Annotated in this window: 16 protein-coding genes; 6 read left to right on the top strand and 10 right to left on the bottom strand. The window is 62.7% G+C overall.

All coding sequences use genetic code 11. The features are described from left to right. The first annotated feature begins 188 nt into the window (after nucleotides 1-188). Together C7I85_RS02575 and C7I85_RS02570 are read left to right on the top strand one after the other, a co-directional pair. The gene (locus C7I85_RS02575) at nucleotides 189-1,067 is read left to right on the top strand and encodes a helix-turn-helix transcriptional regulator (protein ID WP_106722373.1); all 879 of its coding nucleotides are present in this window, start codon (nucleotides 189-191) and stop codon (nucleotides 1,065-1,067) included. 70 nt (nucleotides 1,068-1,137) lie between these two features. Continuing rightward, nucleotides 1,138-1,422, top strand: a complete 285-nt coding sequence (locus tag C7I85_RS02570) for an acylphosphatase (RefSeq protein WP_106722372.1) — start codon at nucleotides 1,138-1,140, stop codon at nucleotides 1,420-1,422. Nucleotides 1,423-1,438: 16 nt separating this feature from the next. Here the strand turns inward: C7I85_RS02570 and ftsZ are convergent, their stop codons facing one another. From ftsZ to C7I85_RS02555, 3 genes are all read right to left on the bottom strand, one after another. Next, nucleotides 1,439-2,422, bottom strand: coding sequence for a cell division protein FtsZ (gene ftsZ, locus C7I85_RS02565; protein ID WP_106722371.1), 984 nt, complete (start codon nucleotides 2,420-2,422; stop codon nucleotides 1,439-1,441). Between the two features lie 259 nt (nucleotides 2,423-2,681). Then, nucleotides 2,682-3,146, bottom strand: a complete 465-nt coding sequence (locus C7I85_RS02560) for an aminoacyl-tRNA deacylase (protein WP_106722370.1) — start codon at nucleotides 3,144-3,146, stop codon at nucleotides 2,682-2,684. 238 nt (nucleotides 3,147-3,384) lie between these two features. After that, nucleotides 3,385-3,708 (bottom strand): TfoX/Sxy family protein, encoded by a 324-nt coding sequence (locus C7I85_RS02555; RefSeq protein ID WP_106722369.1) that lies wholly within the window; start codon nucleotides 3,706-3,708, stop codon nucleotides 3,385-3,387. A 55-nt stretch (nucleotides 3,709-3,763) separates the two neighbouring features. Here C7I85_RS02555 and C7I85_RS02550 point away from each other — a divergent pair, with 55 nt between their 5' ends. After that, nucleotides 3,764-4,261, top strand: coding sequence for a GFA family protein (locus C7I85_RS02550; protein WP_106722368.1), 498 nt, complete (start codon nucleotides 3,764-3,766; stop codon nucleotides 4,259-4,261). Nucleotides 4,262-4,264: 3 nt separating this feature from the next. Here C7I85_RS02550 and sufA read toward each other — a convergent pair whose 3' ends face one another. The 7 genes from sufA to C7I85_RS02515 form a co-directional block, all read right to left on the bottom strand. Next, nucleotides 4,265-4,648, bottom strand: a complete 384-nt coding sequence (gene sufA / locus C7I85_RS02545) for a Fe-S cluster assembly scaffold SufA (protein WP_106722367.1) — start codon at nucleotides 4,646-4,648, stop codon at nucleotides 4,265-4,267. 89 nt (nucleotides 4,649-4,737) lie between these two features. Beyond that, nucleotides 4,738-5,124 (bottom strand): SUF system Fe-S cluster assembly protein, encoded by a 387-nt coding sequence (locus tag C7I85_RS02540; RefSeq protein WP_106722592.1) that lies wholly within the window; start codon nucleotides 5,122-5,124, stop codon nucleotides 4,738-4,740. A 5-nt stretch (nucleotides 5,125-5,129) separates the two neighbouring features. Next, nucleotides 5,130-6,374: a cysteine desulfurase gene (locus tag C7I85_RS02535; RefSeq protein WP_106722366.1), complete on the bottom strand. Its 1,245-nt coding sequence runs from the start codon at nucleotides 6,372-6,374 to the stop codon at nucleotides 5,130-5,132. 3 nt (nucleotides 6,375-6,377) lie between these two features. After that, on the bottom strand, nucleotides 6,378-7,643 hold the full coding sequence (sufD, locus tag C7I85_RS02530; RefSeq protein WP_106722365.1) for a Fe-S cluster assembly protein SufD: 1,266 nt from the start codon (nucleotides 7,641-7,643) through the stop codon (nucleotides 6,378-6,380). A gap of 8 nt (nucleotides 7,644-7,651) precedes the next feature. Next, nucleotides 7,652-8,407 (bottom strand): Fe-S cluster assembly ATPase SufC, encoded by a 756-nt coding sequence (gene sufC, locus C7I85_RS02525; protein ID WP_106722364.1) that lies wholly within the window; start codon nucleotides 8,405-8,407, stop codon nucleotides 7,652-7,654. 31 nt (nucleotides 8,408-8,438) lie between these two features. Continuing rightward, nucleotides 8,439-9,956 carry a Fe-S cluster assembly protein SufB gene (gene sufB, locus C7I85_RS02520; RefSeq protein ID WP_106722363.1) on the bottom strand — a complete coding sequence of 506 codons (1,518 nt, stop codon included), beginning with the start codon at nucleotides 9,954-9,956 and terminating at the stop codon, nucleotides 8,439-8,441. 172 nt (nucleotides 9,957-10,128) lie between these two features. Continuing rightward, a complete protein-coding gene (locus C7I85_RS02515; RefSeq protein WP_106722362.1) occupies nucleotides 10,129-11,292 on the bottom strand; it encodes a cysteine desulfurase family protein in 1,164 nt (387 codons plus the stop codon). Between the two features lie 230 nt (nucleotides 11,293-11,522). Here C7I85_RS02515 and C7I85_RS02510 point away from each other — a divergent pair, with 230 nt between their 5' ends. The 3 genes from C7I85_RS02510 (at nucleotide 11,523) to tyrS (ending at nucleotide 14,306) form a co-directional block, all read left to right on the top strand. Next, the gene (locus C7I85_RS02510) at nucleotides 11,523-12,197 is read left to right on the top strand and encodes an alpha/beta hydrolase (protein WP_106722361.1); all 675 of its coding nucleotides are present in this window, start codon (nucleotides 11,523-11,525) and stop codon (nucleotides 12,195-12,197) included. A 21-nt stretch (nucleotides 12,198-12,218) separates the two neighbouring features. After that, nucleotides 12,219-12,875 (top strand): FMN-binding negative transcriptional regulator, encoded by a 657-nt coding sequence (locus C7I85_RS02505; RefSeq protein WP_106722360.1) that lies wholly within the window; start codon nucleotides 12,219-12,221, stop codon nucleotides 12,873-12,875. Between the two features lie 177 nt (nucleotides 12,876-13,052). Continuing rightward, nucleotides 13,053-14,306 (top strand): tyrosine--tRNA ligase, encoded by a 1,254-nt coding sequence (tyrS, locus tag C7I85_RS02500; protein WP_106722359.1) that lies wholly within the window; start codon nucleotides 13,053-13,055, stop codon nucleotides 14,304-14,306. Nucleotides 14,307-14,383 lie beyond the last annotated feature (77 nt).

The raw sequence follows: 14,383 nt of genomic DNA, 5'->3' as shown, positions 1-14,383 counted from the left end.
CCTCGCCCAGATAGCCGATGTGCTGAACGCCTCCACCGCTGCCCTGTCCCTGAGCGACCCTTCGCCAGGGGCGCTTCCTGATCAACCGCGCGGCCGGCTGGGACCCTTACCTGCTCGAGCAGAAGACCAACAGGCATGCGCCCGAGATCAATGCCAGGCTGACCGAGTGGCTCGCCCTTCAAACGAACGTGGACGAGCCTTACGTTACCTCCCGGGTCCTGTCCCGCGACTATCTGGTGACCTCACCCTACTACGTTGAATGCCTCAAGCCGCAAGGCCTGGTGGATGTCATGCATTGCCTCCTCATCCATACGCCAACGCATCTTGCGGAGGTGGGCATAGGCCGGAACGAGCGGCAGGGCGTCATCACCGGGCGGGAGATGGAGATCGGCCAATTTCTCCTGCCGCATCTGCGACGCGCGGTGACGATAAGCGATGTGCTGGAAATACGCACGATCGAACGGACCCAAATGGCCGATGCGCTCGATGCGCTGAAATGCAGCGTCATCCTCACCGACGAGCGCGGCAGAATTCTCCACGCCAATCGGTCCGCGCAACACTCTCTGCGCAATGACGGCCCAATCGAGGACGTGCACGGGGTCCTGTCGACAAGGGAACCTGCAGCCAGCCGGGAACTGCGAAAGGCCATTGGCCTTGCTGCGCGGGATGAGACGCGCATCGGCAGGACGGGCCTTGCAATAAGCCTGAGCCAAATGAACTCGCCCCCGGTGTTCGCACATGTGTTGCCAATGACCGGCAGCGATATGCGTGCGCACCTGCAGCCGGCGGCGGTGGCGGCGGTGTTCGTCGGCGCCGGACCAAGCGAGCGCGACACGGCCGAGATACTGGCCGCAGCCTATGGGCTGACGCCATCCGAAACGCGGGTGCTGGCAAATCTGCTGATCGGACGAACACTCGGCGAGACCGCGGCCGATCTTCGCATAGCCGTCACGACGGCCAGATCGCATCTCGACAACATCTTCGCGAAAACAGGTGTTTCCCGGCAGACCGAACTCATCCGCCTTGCCGCGCAGGTCGCGCCGCCAACTGCGCTCCCCGCTGACTAAGGCACTTGCAATCGCTGTTGCCCTTGCTACGTCGCGCTCCAGATTTCACAGAAAGCCGCTGGAGGCACCGTTGGAAAAGCATCGCAAGGCGGTAATGGCACAAGTGACCGGCCGCGTGCAGGGCGTCAGCTTTCGCATGTGGACGCTGCGCGAGGCCGAAAGGCTCGGCCTGACAGGCTGGGTGCGCAACGATCCCGACGGCTCGGTCGTGGCGCTTCTGGTCGGCTCAGAGGGCGCCATAGCAGATATGCTCGAGCGCCTGTGGATCGGGCCGGCCGGGGCGACCGTCGTCACCGTCGAATTCGGCGAGGTCGAGCCCGACGTGGTGCCCGCCCGTTTCCACATCACGGGCTGAGCGGGCACTTTTTTCGTCAGAACGGCTGCCGGCTCATCTGGCCTTCCAGGCCAGTGGCGACGACCGAGACCTTGAACTTGCCCTCGAGATTGCGGTCGAAGATCGAACCGACGATGATGTTGGCGTCGTCATCGACCTCTTCGCGGATGCGGGTCGCCGCCTCGTCCACCTCGAACAGCGTCATGTCCATGCCGCCCGAGATCGAGACCAGCACGCCCTTGGCACCGCGCATCGATTCCTCGTCGAGCAGCGGGTTGGCGATTGCCGCTTCGGCGGCGGCCTTGGCGCGCCCCTCACCCGAAGCCTCGCCGGTACCCATCATGGCACGGCCCATGTCCTTCATCACCGTCTTCACGTCGGCGAAGTCGAGATTGATCAGGCCTTCCTTCACGATGAGGTCCGTGATGCAGGAAACGCCGGAATAGAGAACGCGGTCGGCAGTGACGAAGGCGTCAGCCAGCGTCGTCTTGGCGCTCGCCACGCGGAACAGGTTCTGGTTGGGGATGACGATGACGGTATCCGCGCACTGGCGGAGAAGCTCGATACCGCGCTCGGCAACCTGCAGGCGCCGGCGGCCTTCGAAGTCGAACGGCTTGGTCACGACCGCGACCGTCAGCATGCCGGCTTCGCGCGCCGCGCGCGCCACCACGGGTGCTGCGCCCGTGCCGGTGCCGCCGCCCATGCCGGCGGTGACGAAGCACATATGCGTGCCGTTCAGGTGGTCCATGATCTCGTCGATCGACTCTTCGGCGGCCGCACAGCCGATCTCCGGCATCGAGCCAGCGCCAAGACCCTCGGTGACATGCGTGCCGAGCTGGATCAGCCGCGGCGCCTTGGACATGGTCAGCGCCTGCGCATCCGTATTGGCGACGATGAATTCGGTGCCCTGCAAGCCTTCAGCGATCATGTTGTTGACAGCATTGCCGCCGCCACCGCCGACGCCGATGACGGTCAGACGCGGCCTCATTTCGGAGATTTCGGGCTTCTTGGGCGTGGTCATTTCTTGGTCTTGTTCCTTGGGCTGTGGCCTTCGATCCTGTCCCTGCCGGTCCATCGCGGAGCAAAAACGCAGCAGGACCGGAGAATCAGTTCATTCGGCGGACAATCTCAAGGAATCAGAGCGCGGGCCAGCCCGCAAGTGCGTCGATCCTCAATCCGTTAACCACGTACCGGTCATGTGTGGTTTTGAAGTATCAATCTCGCAGAAAAGAGGGGCCGGCGATCTGCCGGCCCCTTTCATATCGTGGTTCGAGACGATCCTACGAGCTGATCCTGCCATGCGGCATGCCATACATCAGCCGTTGGAAGCCGTCGCCCGTCACATGCACCAGCGTGCGATGGTCGCCGCCCTCGAAGTAGATGTCGCCGTGGCTCTCCAACTGGTCGTCGACCACGCAAGCGAGGCGATACGGCGCGCCGAAGATCGGTACCGCACCGGTTTCGCAATCGGGGAACAGCGTGCTTGCTTCCTCCTCGGAGGCAAGCTCCACCCGCTCGCCCACCAGCTTGCGAACGCTTTCGAGGTCGACATGCGTCGAGGCCGGTACCACGGCCAGCAGATAGCTGCTGTCCCATCTAAGCACCACGCCCTTGGCAAGTGAGTTGCCTGGTACATGGCTCGCCTGGGCGGTCATCGCCGACGAGCCGGTCTTGCCATGCCGCGCCACGTCGTAGGCGACATGGTTGTCTTCCAGATATTCCTGCATCGTCAGCGCAATGCCCATATCCGTCTCCTTTCGCATCTCCGGCAACCGGCGCGGCGAAACGGATGGCGAGGATTTTTCAGGCGTCCAAAAGCCTATGCACACCCAAAAACCGGCTCGTCGCCTGTCGCCGGTCGGTCGCAAAGCCTGCCCGTACAGGCAGACATATTAGAATTTAAAGATACACCAGCCCACAGGTTCGGACCAGCCCAATGCAGGCAGGCGCCGGAGCCTGGCCGGCGGCGGCCTCCGCCCTCGCCTACTTTTCGGCGCGCAGGCCAGCCTCATAGGCCTTGCGGGCCCAGATCGCCATTTCCTCCGGATCGTCGATGGCGCCGTCCGGCACGGACCAATAGGGCATCGCAACCGTCTTGCCGTGCCGCGAACCGGTGTATGTCCACTGCGTGCATCCGGCGGCCTCGAAATCGGGCGCGCTCTCGGCATCGGCCTTGAGCATCAGCTCGCCGCGCAGCTCGAGGGCGAAGATGACGCCGTTGAAATAGATGCCCTTGCCGCCGAACATTTTTCGCACGCTGACCGGGCCAAGACCGGCAAACAGGTCGGCGATATCGGCTTCCGTCATCGTGCAACTCCCCTAGATTCGGCGTGAGCGAACCAACCGGAAGAGGAAAGCACCGATGCCGATGCTGCTCAAGGGTTCATGCAGTTGCGGGGCTGTCAGCTTCGAGGTGCAAAGCCATACGCCCGTGCCCTACCAACTCTGCTATTGCTCAATCTGTCGCAAGCAGGAGGGCGGCGGAGGCTACACGATCAATCTGGCCGCCATTTCGGACACGCTGAAGGTGAAGGGCGAAAAGCATCTCGGCCTCTACCGCGCGACCATCTGCGACGAGGAGCGGCCGACGCCAGAAGTTTCGAGCGGCGAGCGCCGCTTCTGCCGTGAATGCGGCTCGGCGCTGTGGCTCTACGATCCGAACTGGCCGGAACTGGTGCATCCTTTCGCCTCGGTGATCGACAGCGAATTGCCGAAGCCGCCGCAGCGCGTGCATCTGATGCTGAAATACAAGGCGTCGTGGGTGGAGCCGGACGTCCGGCCCGGCGATCTCACATTCGAGTTGTACCCGCTCGAATCCATCGCCGGGTGGCACAAACGGCAGGGGCTTTGGGTGGAGTGACCGTCAGGCAGCGCCGGCGCGCGCGTCGGCTAGCGCCTTGAGGTCGGCAGGCTTCAGCTCGACCGACTCGCCGCAGCCGCAGGCCGAACTCTGGTTCGGGTTGCGGAAGGTGAAGCCGGTGCGCAGCGTCGTCACCTCGAAGTCCATCTCCGTGCCGAGCAGGAACAAAGCCGCCTCCGGCGCGACATAGACATGGGCGCCGTCACGCTCGATATGGTCGTCCTTGGAGTTCGGCTCGGTCACCAGATCGACCGTATATTCCATGCCCGCGCAGCCGCCCTTCTTGACGCCCAGGCGGATGCCCTTGGCGTTCTCGCGGGCTTCAACGATCTCGTTGACCCGGGCGGCGGCCCGTTCGGTCATGGTGATGACGGCAAAGCGTCCCATTCTTCTGTCTCCATGCCAGGCAGGTTAAAGGCCTGCCGGATATTGATGTGGTCAGGATGGTGAAGATTCGCGCTTCATGCAAGCGGCGATCAATACCACCCGACGGCCACCTGAGCCTCTTCCGACATACGGTCAGGCGTCCATGGCGGATCGAAGGTCATGTTGACCTCGACGCCCGAAACACCTTCGACGGCACCCACGGCATTCTGCACCCAGCCCGGCATTTCGCCCGCCACGGGGCAGCCTGGGGCGGTGAGGGTCATGTCGATCTTCACCGAACGGTCGTCCTCGATGTCGATCTTGTAGACGAGGCCCAGTTCGTAGATGTCGGCCGGGATTTCCGGGTCGTAGACCGTCTTCAGCGCCGAGATGATATCGTCGGTCAGACGTGCCAGTTCCTCGGCGGGAATGGCCGAAGCCGACCCGGCGCCCTCTTCCCCGGCAGGTTTCTCGACTGCAGCGCTCATATCGTCCATCGTCGTCATCCGAAGAATTTGCGCGCCTTTTCAAGCGCTTCGGCCAGAACATCAATCTCGGCCCGGGTATTGTACATGCCGAAAGATGCCCTGCATGTGGAGGTTACGCCGAACCGTTTCAACAGCGGCTGCGCGCAATGGGTGCCGGCGCGCACCGCAACGCCCTGCCGGTCGATGACCATCGACACGTCATGCGCATGGATGCCCTGAAGCTCGAACGACACGATGGCGCCCTTGCCCGGAGCATCGCCGAAGATGCGCAGCGAGTTGATGGCGCGCAGGCGTTCATGCGCGTAGTTCTTCAGGTCGGCCTCATGCCCGGCAATCGCCTCGCGGCCGATCTTTTCCATGTAGTCGAGCGACGCGCCGAGGCCGATCGCCTGCACGATGGGCGGCGTTCCCGCCTCGAAGCGGTGCGGCGGCTCATTGTAGGTGATGTTGTCCTCGGTCACTTCGAGGATCATCTCGCCGCCGCCCTGGAAGGGGCGCATGCGCTCCAGAAACTCGCGCTTGCCGTAGAGCACCCCGATGCCGCTCGGTCCATAGACCTTGTGGCCGGTGAAGACGTAGAAGTCGGCGTCGAGATCGCGCACGTCGATCGGCATGTGAACCGCCGCCTGGCTGCCGTCGACGAGAACAGGAATGCCCCGCTCATGGGCGATGCGCACGATCTCCTTGATCGGCGTGACCGTGCCCAGAACGTTGGACATGTGGGTGATCGCAACCAGCTTGGTGCGGTCGGTGAGACGCTTCTCGAATTCCTCGATGTGGAACGCGCCCTGGTCATCCACCGGCACCCAGACCAGCTTGGCGCCCTGCCGTTCGCGGATGAAATGCCAGGGCACGATGTTGGAGTGGTGCTCCATGATCGAGAGTACGATCTCGTCGCCCTCGCCGATATTCGGCATGCCGAAGCCGTAGGCGACCGTGTTGATCGCCTCCGTGGTCGACTTGGTGAAGATGATCTCCTCGGCGCTCCCGGCATTCAGGAAGCGCCGAACCGTCTCGCGCGCCTTTTCATACGCGTCCGTCGCGGCATTGGAGAGGAAATGCAGGCCGCGATGCACATTGGCGTATTCGTTGGTGTAGGCATGGTTGACCGCATCCAGCATGGCCTGCGGCTTCTGCGCCGAGGCGCCGCTGTCCAGATAGACGAGCGGCTTGCCATAGACCTCGCGCGACAGGATGGGGAAGTCGCGCCGAACGGCCTCGACATCAAACCCCCCAACGATATTCGCCGGTGCATTCATGGTTCACCCGTGCGTCTGGAACCAGTTATGGAGAAGCGCTTCCAGCGCGTCCACCACCGGCTCGTCTTCCAGTTCCTCGATCACCTCGGCAACGAATGCCTTGACCAGAAGGCCGCGCGCCGTCTTCTCGTCGATGCCGCGCGCCATCAGGTAGAACAGATGGTTGCGGTCGATCTCGGTGACGGTGGCGCCGTGGCCGCACTGCACGTCGTCGGCGAAGATTTCGAGTTCCGGCTTGGTCGAGAACTCGCCCTCGTCCGAAAGCAGCAGCGTGTTGCATGCCATGCGCGCATCGGTCTTCTGCGCGATCTGGTGCACGTTGATGCGGCCCTGGAACACGCCGTTCGCCTTGTCGGTGACGACGTTGCGCACGATCTCGCGCGAGCCGGTGTGCGGCACGGCGTGGTCGAGCACCATGGTCACGTCCGTGTGCGTGTCGCCGGCCAGAAGGTTGACGCCGCGCAACTGGAAGTCCGAACCCTGGCCCTTGGTGACGACGCGGATTTCCTGCCGCACCAGCTTGCCGCCGGTATTCATGACGAACAGCGTAAGCTTGGCGTCCTTGCCGATCCAGGCATTGAACTGGCCGAGATGGGTCGCCGTATCCGGCTGCTCCTGCACGATCACCCAGGTGATGTTGGAGCCCTCGCCGACCACCAGATTGTCGACCGACGAGACGAGCGCGGAGCCAGTGCCTGTCTGGCGCTCGACGATGGTAGCGGTCACGCCCGCGCCCACCTTCACGGCGAACCGCGCATGGACTTGGCCGCCGGCCTGCACGTTCTGCAGCTCGATCGGCTTCTCCAGCACGGTGCCGTCAGCGATGTTCAGCAGCCAGCCGTCGGCTACAAAAGCGCTGTTCAGCGCGCCGATGGCGTCGTCTGCGTCCTGGGGGCCCAGCGCCGGGGCATAGGTGCCGTCACCGAGCTTTTCGGAGACAGCCGACACCGTGACGCCCTCGATTGCGGCCGCCTTGCTGGCAGTGCCGTTGAGCAACGCCAGTACCGGAGATCCTTCGATGAGCGGAGCGACCGGCGTGGCCGCCGCCGTAGCGTCGAAAGGCGGAACAGCGGTCAGCAGACGGCGCAGGTCCGTGTAATGCCAGGCTTCGACACGGCGCGTCGGCAGGCCGGCCTTGATGGCCTCGATTGCCGCATCACGCTTTAGCGTCACCTCGCCGTTGCCCGGCAGGAGAGACAGCCGCTCGCCGAAGGCGTCGATCAACGCCGCCTCGGCCGGTGTCCGCGGAGGTTGTATCTGGACGTTCATGGCTCCCCTCACGCGGCCTCTTCGATGATCCCGGCATAGCCGTTTTCTTCCAGCTCATAGGCGAGCGACTTGTCGCCCGACTTGATGACCTGGCCCTTGTAGAGCACATGCACCGAATCCGGCACGATGTAGTCGAGCAGGCGCTGGTAGTGGGTGATGACCACGATTGAGCGGTCGGGCGAACGCAGCTGGTTCACGCCGTCGGCCACGATCTTCAGCGCATCGATGTCGAGGCCGGAATCGGTCTCGTCGAGCACGCAGAGCTTTGGCTCCAGAAGCTTCATCTGCAGGATTTCGGCGCGCTTCTTCTCGCCGCCGGAGAAGCCGACATTGAGCGGGCGCTTCAGCATGCCGAGGTCCATGCTGAGTTCGCCGGCAGCGTGCTTCACGCGCTTCATGAGATCGGGGATCGACAGCGGATCCTCGCCACGCGCCTTGCGCTGGGCGTTCATCGCCACCTTCAGGAACTCCATCGTGGCCACGCCCGGTATCTCCATCGGATACTGGAAGGCCAGGAAGATGCCCGACGCAGCGCGCTCGGCCGGATCCATCTCGAGGATCGACTGGCCGTTATAAAGAATCTCACCCTCGGTAACTTCATAGTCCTCGCGGCCCGCGAGCACATAGGAAAGGGTCGACTTGCCCGAACCGTTCGGGCCCATGATGGCGGCAACCTCGCCGTCCTGAACGGTGAGATTCAGCCCACGGATAATCTCGACGCCGGTTTCGGCAACGCGGGCATGCAGGTTCTTGATTTCAAGCATCTTTTTCTTCTTCCTGAATTCGCAATTCCGGTCAGCCGACCGATCCCTCGAGGCTGATGCCGATGAGCTTCTGCGCCTCGACGGCGAACTCCATCGGCAACTCCTGGATGACTTCCTTAACGAAGCCGTTCACGATCAGCGCGATCGCCTCTTCCTCGGGAATGCCGCGCTGCATGACATAAAACTTCTGGTCGTCCGAAATCTTGGAGGTGGTCGCCTCGTGCTCGAACTTGGCAGAGGAGTTCTTGGCCTCCATGTAGGGCACGGTGTGCGCGCCGCACTGGTCGCCGATCAGCAGCGAGTCGCAGTTGGTGAAATTGCGCGCGTTCGTTGCCTTGCGGTGTGCCGAAACCTGCCCGCGATAGGTGTTCTGCGAGAAGCCGGCGGCGATGCCCTTGGAGATGATCCGGCTTTTGGTGTTCTTGCCGAGATGGATCATCTTGGTACCGCTATCGACCTGCTGGTAGCCGTTCGACACTGCGATCGAATAGAAATTGCCCTGGCTGTTGTCGCCGCGCAGGATGCAGCTCGGATACTTCCAGGTGATCGCCGAACCGGTTTCGACCTGCGTCCAGGAAATCTTCGAGTTCTTGCCGCGGCAGTCGCCACGCTTGGTGACGAAGTTGTAGATGCCGCCCTTGCCCTGGGCGTCGCCCGGGTACCAGTTCTGCACCGTCGAATACTTGATCTCGGCATCGTCCAGCGCGATCAGCTCGACCACGGCGGCGTGAAGCTGGTTCTCGTCGCGCTGCGGGGCCGTGCAGCCTTCCAGATAGGAGACATAAGCCCCCTCTTCGGCGATGATCAGCGTGCGCTCGAACTGGCCGGTGTTCTTCTCGTTGATGCGGAAATAGGTCGAAAGCTCCATCGGGCAGCGAACGCCCTTGGGCACGAACACGAAGGAGCCGTCGGTGAACACCGCCGAATTCAGCGTGGCGTAGAAGTTGTCGGTCGTGGGAACCACGGTGCCGAGATACTTCTTCACCAGTTCTGGATGCTCGCGGATGGCCTCGGAGATCGAGCAGAAGATCACGCCGGCCTTGGCCAGCTCTTCCTTGAAAGTGGTGACGACCGAGACCGAGTCGAACACGGCGTCGACCGCGACGCGGCCGGACTTGTAGACGTTGTCGCCCGCTTCCTCGAACTCGCCCGGCTGCTCCTTCTGGACGCCGGCAAGGATTTCCTGCTCGCGCAGCGGAATGCCGAGCTTCTCATAGACCTTCAGCAGTTCCGGATCGACCTCGTCCAGCGACTTCGGACCCGACTGGTTCTTCGGCGCCGCGTAGTAGTGGATGTCCTGGAAGTCGATCTTCGGATATTCGACGCGCGCCCAGGTGGGCTCCTCGAGCGTCAGCCAGCGGCGGAAAGCGCCCAGACGCCATTCGAGCATCCAATCCGGCTCGTTCTTCTTGGCGGAAATGAAACGGATAATGTCTTCGTTCAGGCCCTTTGGGGCCTTGTCGGTTTCGATCTCGGTCTCGAATCCATATTTATACTGGTCGACATCGATCTTGCGGACCCGATCGATCGTATCCTGCACAGCAGGCATAAGCGTTCTCCATCCACGCCGGGGTCAAGGCCCGACAGTTTTCAAACTATGGCACCGCAGTGCGGCGTAAGTTCCATATAGTGTATCTTGGCCGGGAATTCACCCGCCGAAGCGCCGCAGGCGCTCCCAAGACACACCGACTCCTTGGTCCAGGGACCGGTTTGCAAGTCGCTTACGCGGCTTGCGGCTTTCCGGCACGCCGGGCCAGAAGGCCCGACAGCGCCGCTGTAAACTGCGCGATCTCGGCTCGCGTGGTGGCCGGGCCGATGGAAACCCGCAAGGCTCCCTCCGGCCTGTCATGGCCCATCGCCTTCAGCACATGGCTGGGACCGACCTTGCCCGACGAGCAGGCCGAGCCTGCCGAAAGGGCAACGCTCGCGAGATCGAAACCAATCTGCGCCGTCTCCGACTTGATGCCGGGAATAGCGAAGAAAATCGTATTGGCAAGGCGCTCGACCCTTCGCCCAAAGATTTCCGCATCCGGCGCCAGCGACAGGATCGAAGCCTCGATCTCGTCACGCAGCGCGCGGACCTCATCCATGTGCGGGAGCGCCGCCAGTGCCTGCCTTGCAGCAGCGCCGAATCCGGCGATCGCAGGAAGGTTTTCCGTGCCGGCCCTAAAACCCTTTTCCTGGCCGCCACCGACGATCAGTGGCTTGGGCATCATCAGGTCCGAGCAGGCCACGAATGCGCCGGCGCCTTGCGGGCCGCCGATCTTGTGCGACGACAGGATCAGATAATCGACATAACCAGCTGAAACATCGAGCGGAATCCGCCCTGCGGCCTGTACGGCATCGGCCACGAAGACGCCGCCGGCCGCCTTCACGATCCTGCCGATCTCTTCGAGCGGTTGGATCACGCCGGTCTCGTTGTTGGCGGCATGGATTGCCACCAAGGGCAGGCCTTCGGCCTTGTCATGCGCAGCCAAAGCTGCGGCCAGCGCGTCGAGGTCGACAATGCCATCGGCGTCCACACCGATCCGCACCGTGTTCTCCGCACCAAAACGGCCGCCGTTCAGCACACAGGGGTGGTCGGCAGCACTGACATAGACCTTGCCCATGCGCAGCGGCGAGCGTCCCATCTGCCAGTCGGGCGTGAGCAACGTCGTCGCAGCTTCGGTCGCGCCCGAGGTGAACACGACGTGCTCCGCCTTGCCGCCCACCAGCGCGGCAACGTCCCGACGCGCGGCTTCAATAATGCGGCGCGCGGCGCGCCCCTCGCTGTGAACGGAGGAAGCATTGGCCGAAGAATCCAGCGCAGCAAGCATCGCCTCACGCACTGACGGCAGCAGCGGAGCGCTTGCATTGTAATCGAGATAGGCGCGGGAGGCGGCCATTTGGGCTCGATTTGTCCTCTTAGCTCATATTCGGGCGGTCTAAACGTTATTTCCTTGAAATTACAAGGCCAGACGTCCTATCTACCCGCTTTGCCAAACTCGTGGCGAGCCATCGAGTTTTGAACAGTTCTAAACTAGCTTGTAGGAAGACGCCTACCGCGCGTCAAGGCCAGCGAAAAGAATTGTTTCGGGTGGCAGTCAAGTTTTGCGCGAGTCAAGTGGAGTCATATATGCCTGAGGTCATTTTCGCCGGACCGGCGGGTCGTCTGGAAGGCCGCTACCAGCCGTCGAAAGAGAAGAACGCGCCGATCGCCATCATCCTGCATCCGCACCCGCAGTTCGGAGGCACGATGAACAACAAGATCGTCTACGACCTCTTCTATATGTTCCAGAAGCGGAATTTTACCACCCTGCGCTTCAATTTCCGCGGCATCGGCCGCAGCCAGGGCGAATTCGACCATGGCACGGGCGAGCTCTCCGACGCCGCCGCTGCGCTCGACTGGATCCAGGCTCTGCATCCCGATTCCAAGTCCTGCTGGGTGGCGGGTTACTCCTTCGGCGCATGGATCGGCATGCAGCTCCTGATGCGCCGCCCGGAGATCGAAGGCTTTATCTCGGTCGCGCCGCAGCCAAACACCTACGACTTCTCGTTCCTGGCGCCCTGCCCGTCCTCCGGCCTTATCATCCACGGCGACGCCGACAAGGTGGCTCCGCCCAAGGATGTGCAGGGCCTGGTCGACAAGCTGCACACGCAGAAGGGCATTACCATCACCCAGAAGACCCTGGCCGGCGCCAACCACTTCTTCGCCAATCACAGCGAGATGCTGATCGAAGAATGCGCCGAATATCTCGACCGCCGTCTGGCGGGCGAACTGGCCGACCCGCGCCCGAAGCGTCTCCGGTAACCCGATAGAGGAACAGCAGCCATGTACCAGCCCCCTCATTTCATCGAGACGCGGCTGGACGTGCTGCACGCCCTCATACGCGCGCATCCGCTCGGCCTGCTCATCTCGAACGGCGCGGAAGCTGGCATCACAGCCAATGCCGTGCCGTTTTTGCTGGATGCGGAATTCGGGCCTCACGGCAAGCTGCGGGCGCATATGGCCAAGGCCAACGGCCAGTGGCGCCAGATCGCCGAAAATCCGGATGCGCAGGTTCTGGTCGTCTTCCAGGGCGTCGACACCTATGTGACGCCCTCCTGGTACGAGACCAAGCGCGAGACCGGAAAAGTCGTGCCTACCTGGAATTACGCAATGGTACAGGTGCGCGGCCGGGCTCGGGTGATTGACGACACCTCCTGGATCGCCAGACAAGTGTCGGAACTGACCGCTACCCACGAGGCTGGACGCCCGGCGCCATGGGCGGTGACAGACGCGCCCGAGAGCTATGTCCAGTCGCAGCTCAAGGGCATCATCGGCTTCGAAATCGAGATCACCGAAATATCGGGCAAGTGGAAGGTCAGCCAGAATCGCCCAGTCGCCGACCGCGTCGGCGTGGCTGGCGGGCTCGATGCCGAAGACTCTGCCTCGGCCGACGAGATGGCAAAGCTGGTCCGGTCCTATGGCGGGCTCGAAAACGAATAGCCTGTCACGAAATTCCCTACCGATCGCTCAACTCATCGGCCTATAAGCACGGCACTCAACTGAATTGCCGTCATTTGGCTCCCTGTCCTTGTGATTCTTGGCTGCCGGATGCTAAACGGCAGCTGTCTTGCCGCGCCTTCTCGACATGCGTGGCTTCTGTCTCGGGAAAAGAAAGATATGTCCGCCTTCAAATCCGACTTCCTGCGCATCCTTTCCGAGCGCGGTTTCGTCCATCAGACCTCTGATGACGCCGGCCTCGACAAGCTTTTCGCGACGGAAACGGTTTCGGCGTATATCGGCTTCGACCCGACGGCGCCGAGCCTGCATGCAGGCGGCCTGATCCAGATCATGATGCTGTATTGGATGCAGCAGACCGGGCATCGGCCGGTCGCTTTGATGGGCGGCGGCACCGGCATGGTGGGCGATCCGTCCTTCAAGGACGAGGCCCGCAAGTTGATGACGGTGGATACTATCCAGCAGAACATCGACAGCATCAAGAAGGTGTTCTCCAACTACCTGAACTTTGGCGACGGCCCGCGCGACGCGCTGATGGTCAACAATGCCGACTGGCTGCGCCCGCTGAACTATCTCGAATTCCTGCGCGATGTCGGCCAGCACTTCTCGGTCAACCGCATGCTGAGCTTCGATTCGGTGAAGCTGCGCCTCGACCGCGAGCACTCGCTGTCGTTCCTCGAATTCAACTACATGATCCTGCAGGCCTACGACTTCGTGGAGCTCAGCAAGCGCTACGGCGTGCGCCTGCAGATGGGCGGCTCCGACCAGTGGGGCAACATCGTCAACGGCATCGACCTCGGCCACCGCATGGGCACGCAGCAGCTCTATGCGCTGACCTCGCCGCTGCTGACGACCTCGTCGGGCGCGAAGATGGGCAAGTCGCTGAATGGCGCAGTCTGGCTGAATGCCGACATGCTCTCGGCCTATGACTTCTGGCAGTACTGGCGCAACACCGAAGACGCCGATGTCGAGCGCTTCCTAAAACTCTACACCACCCTGCCGATGGATGAGATCGCACGGCTGGGCAAGCTCGGCGGCTCGGAAATCAACGACGCCAAGAAGGTGCTCGCCACCGAAGTGACGGCGTTGCTGCATGGCCGAGAGGCCGCTGAGCAGGCGGCCGAAACCGCGCGCAAGACGTTCGAGGAAGGCGCTTTCGCCGACACGCTGCCGACCGTCGAAATCGGCAAGGACGAGCTCCAGGCGGGCATCGGCCTGCTGTCGCTCCTCGTCCGCGCCGGCCTTGCCACGTCCAACGGCGAAGCCCGCCGCCACGTGCAGGGCGGCGCCGTCCGCGTCAACGACGAGCCGGTGTCTGACGAGCGCCGCGCCGTCAACGCCGCCGATTTGACCGCCGATGACGTGGTCAAGCTCTCGCTCGGCAAGAAGAAGCACATTCTGGTCCGGCCGGCCTGACGTCCAGCCGGATAGCCAGATACATTAGAAAAAGCCCGTCGGCGCATCGCGTCGGCGGGCTTTTCGAGTCCAGAGGG

The organism is Pseudaminobacter soli (ex Li et al. 2025), assembly GCF_003012705.1.
Classification (GTDB): domain Bacteria; phylum Pseudomonadota; class Alphaproteobacteria; order Rhizobiales; family Rhizobiaceae; genus Pseudaminobacter; species Pseudaminobacter soli.
The sequence above is the reverse complement of the archived record's forward strand: the minus strand, read 5'-3'. Positions and strand labels throughout refer to the sequence as shown.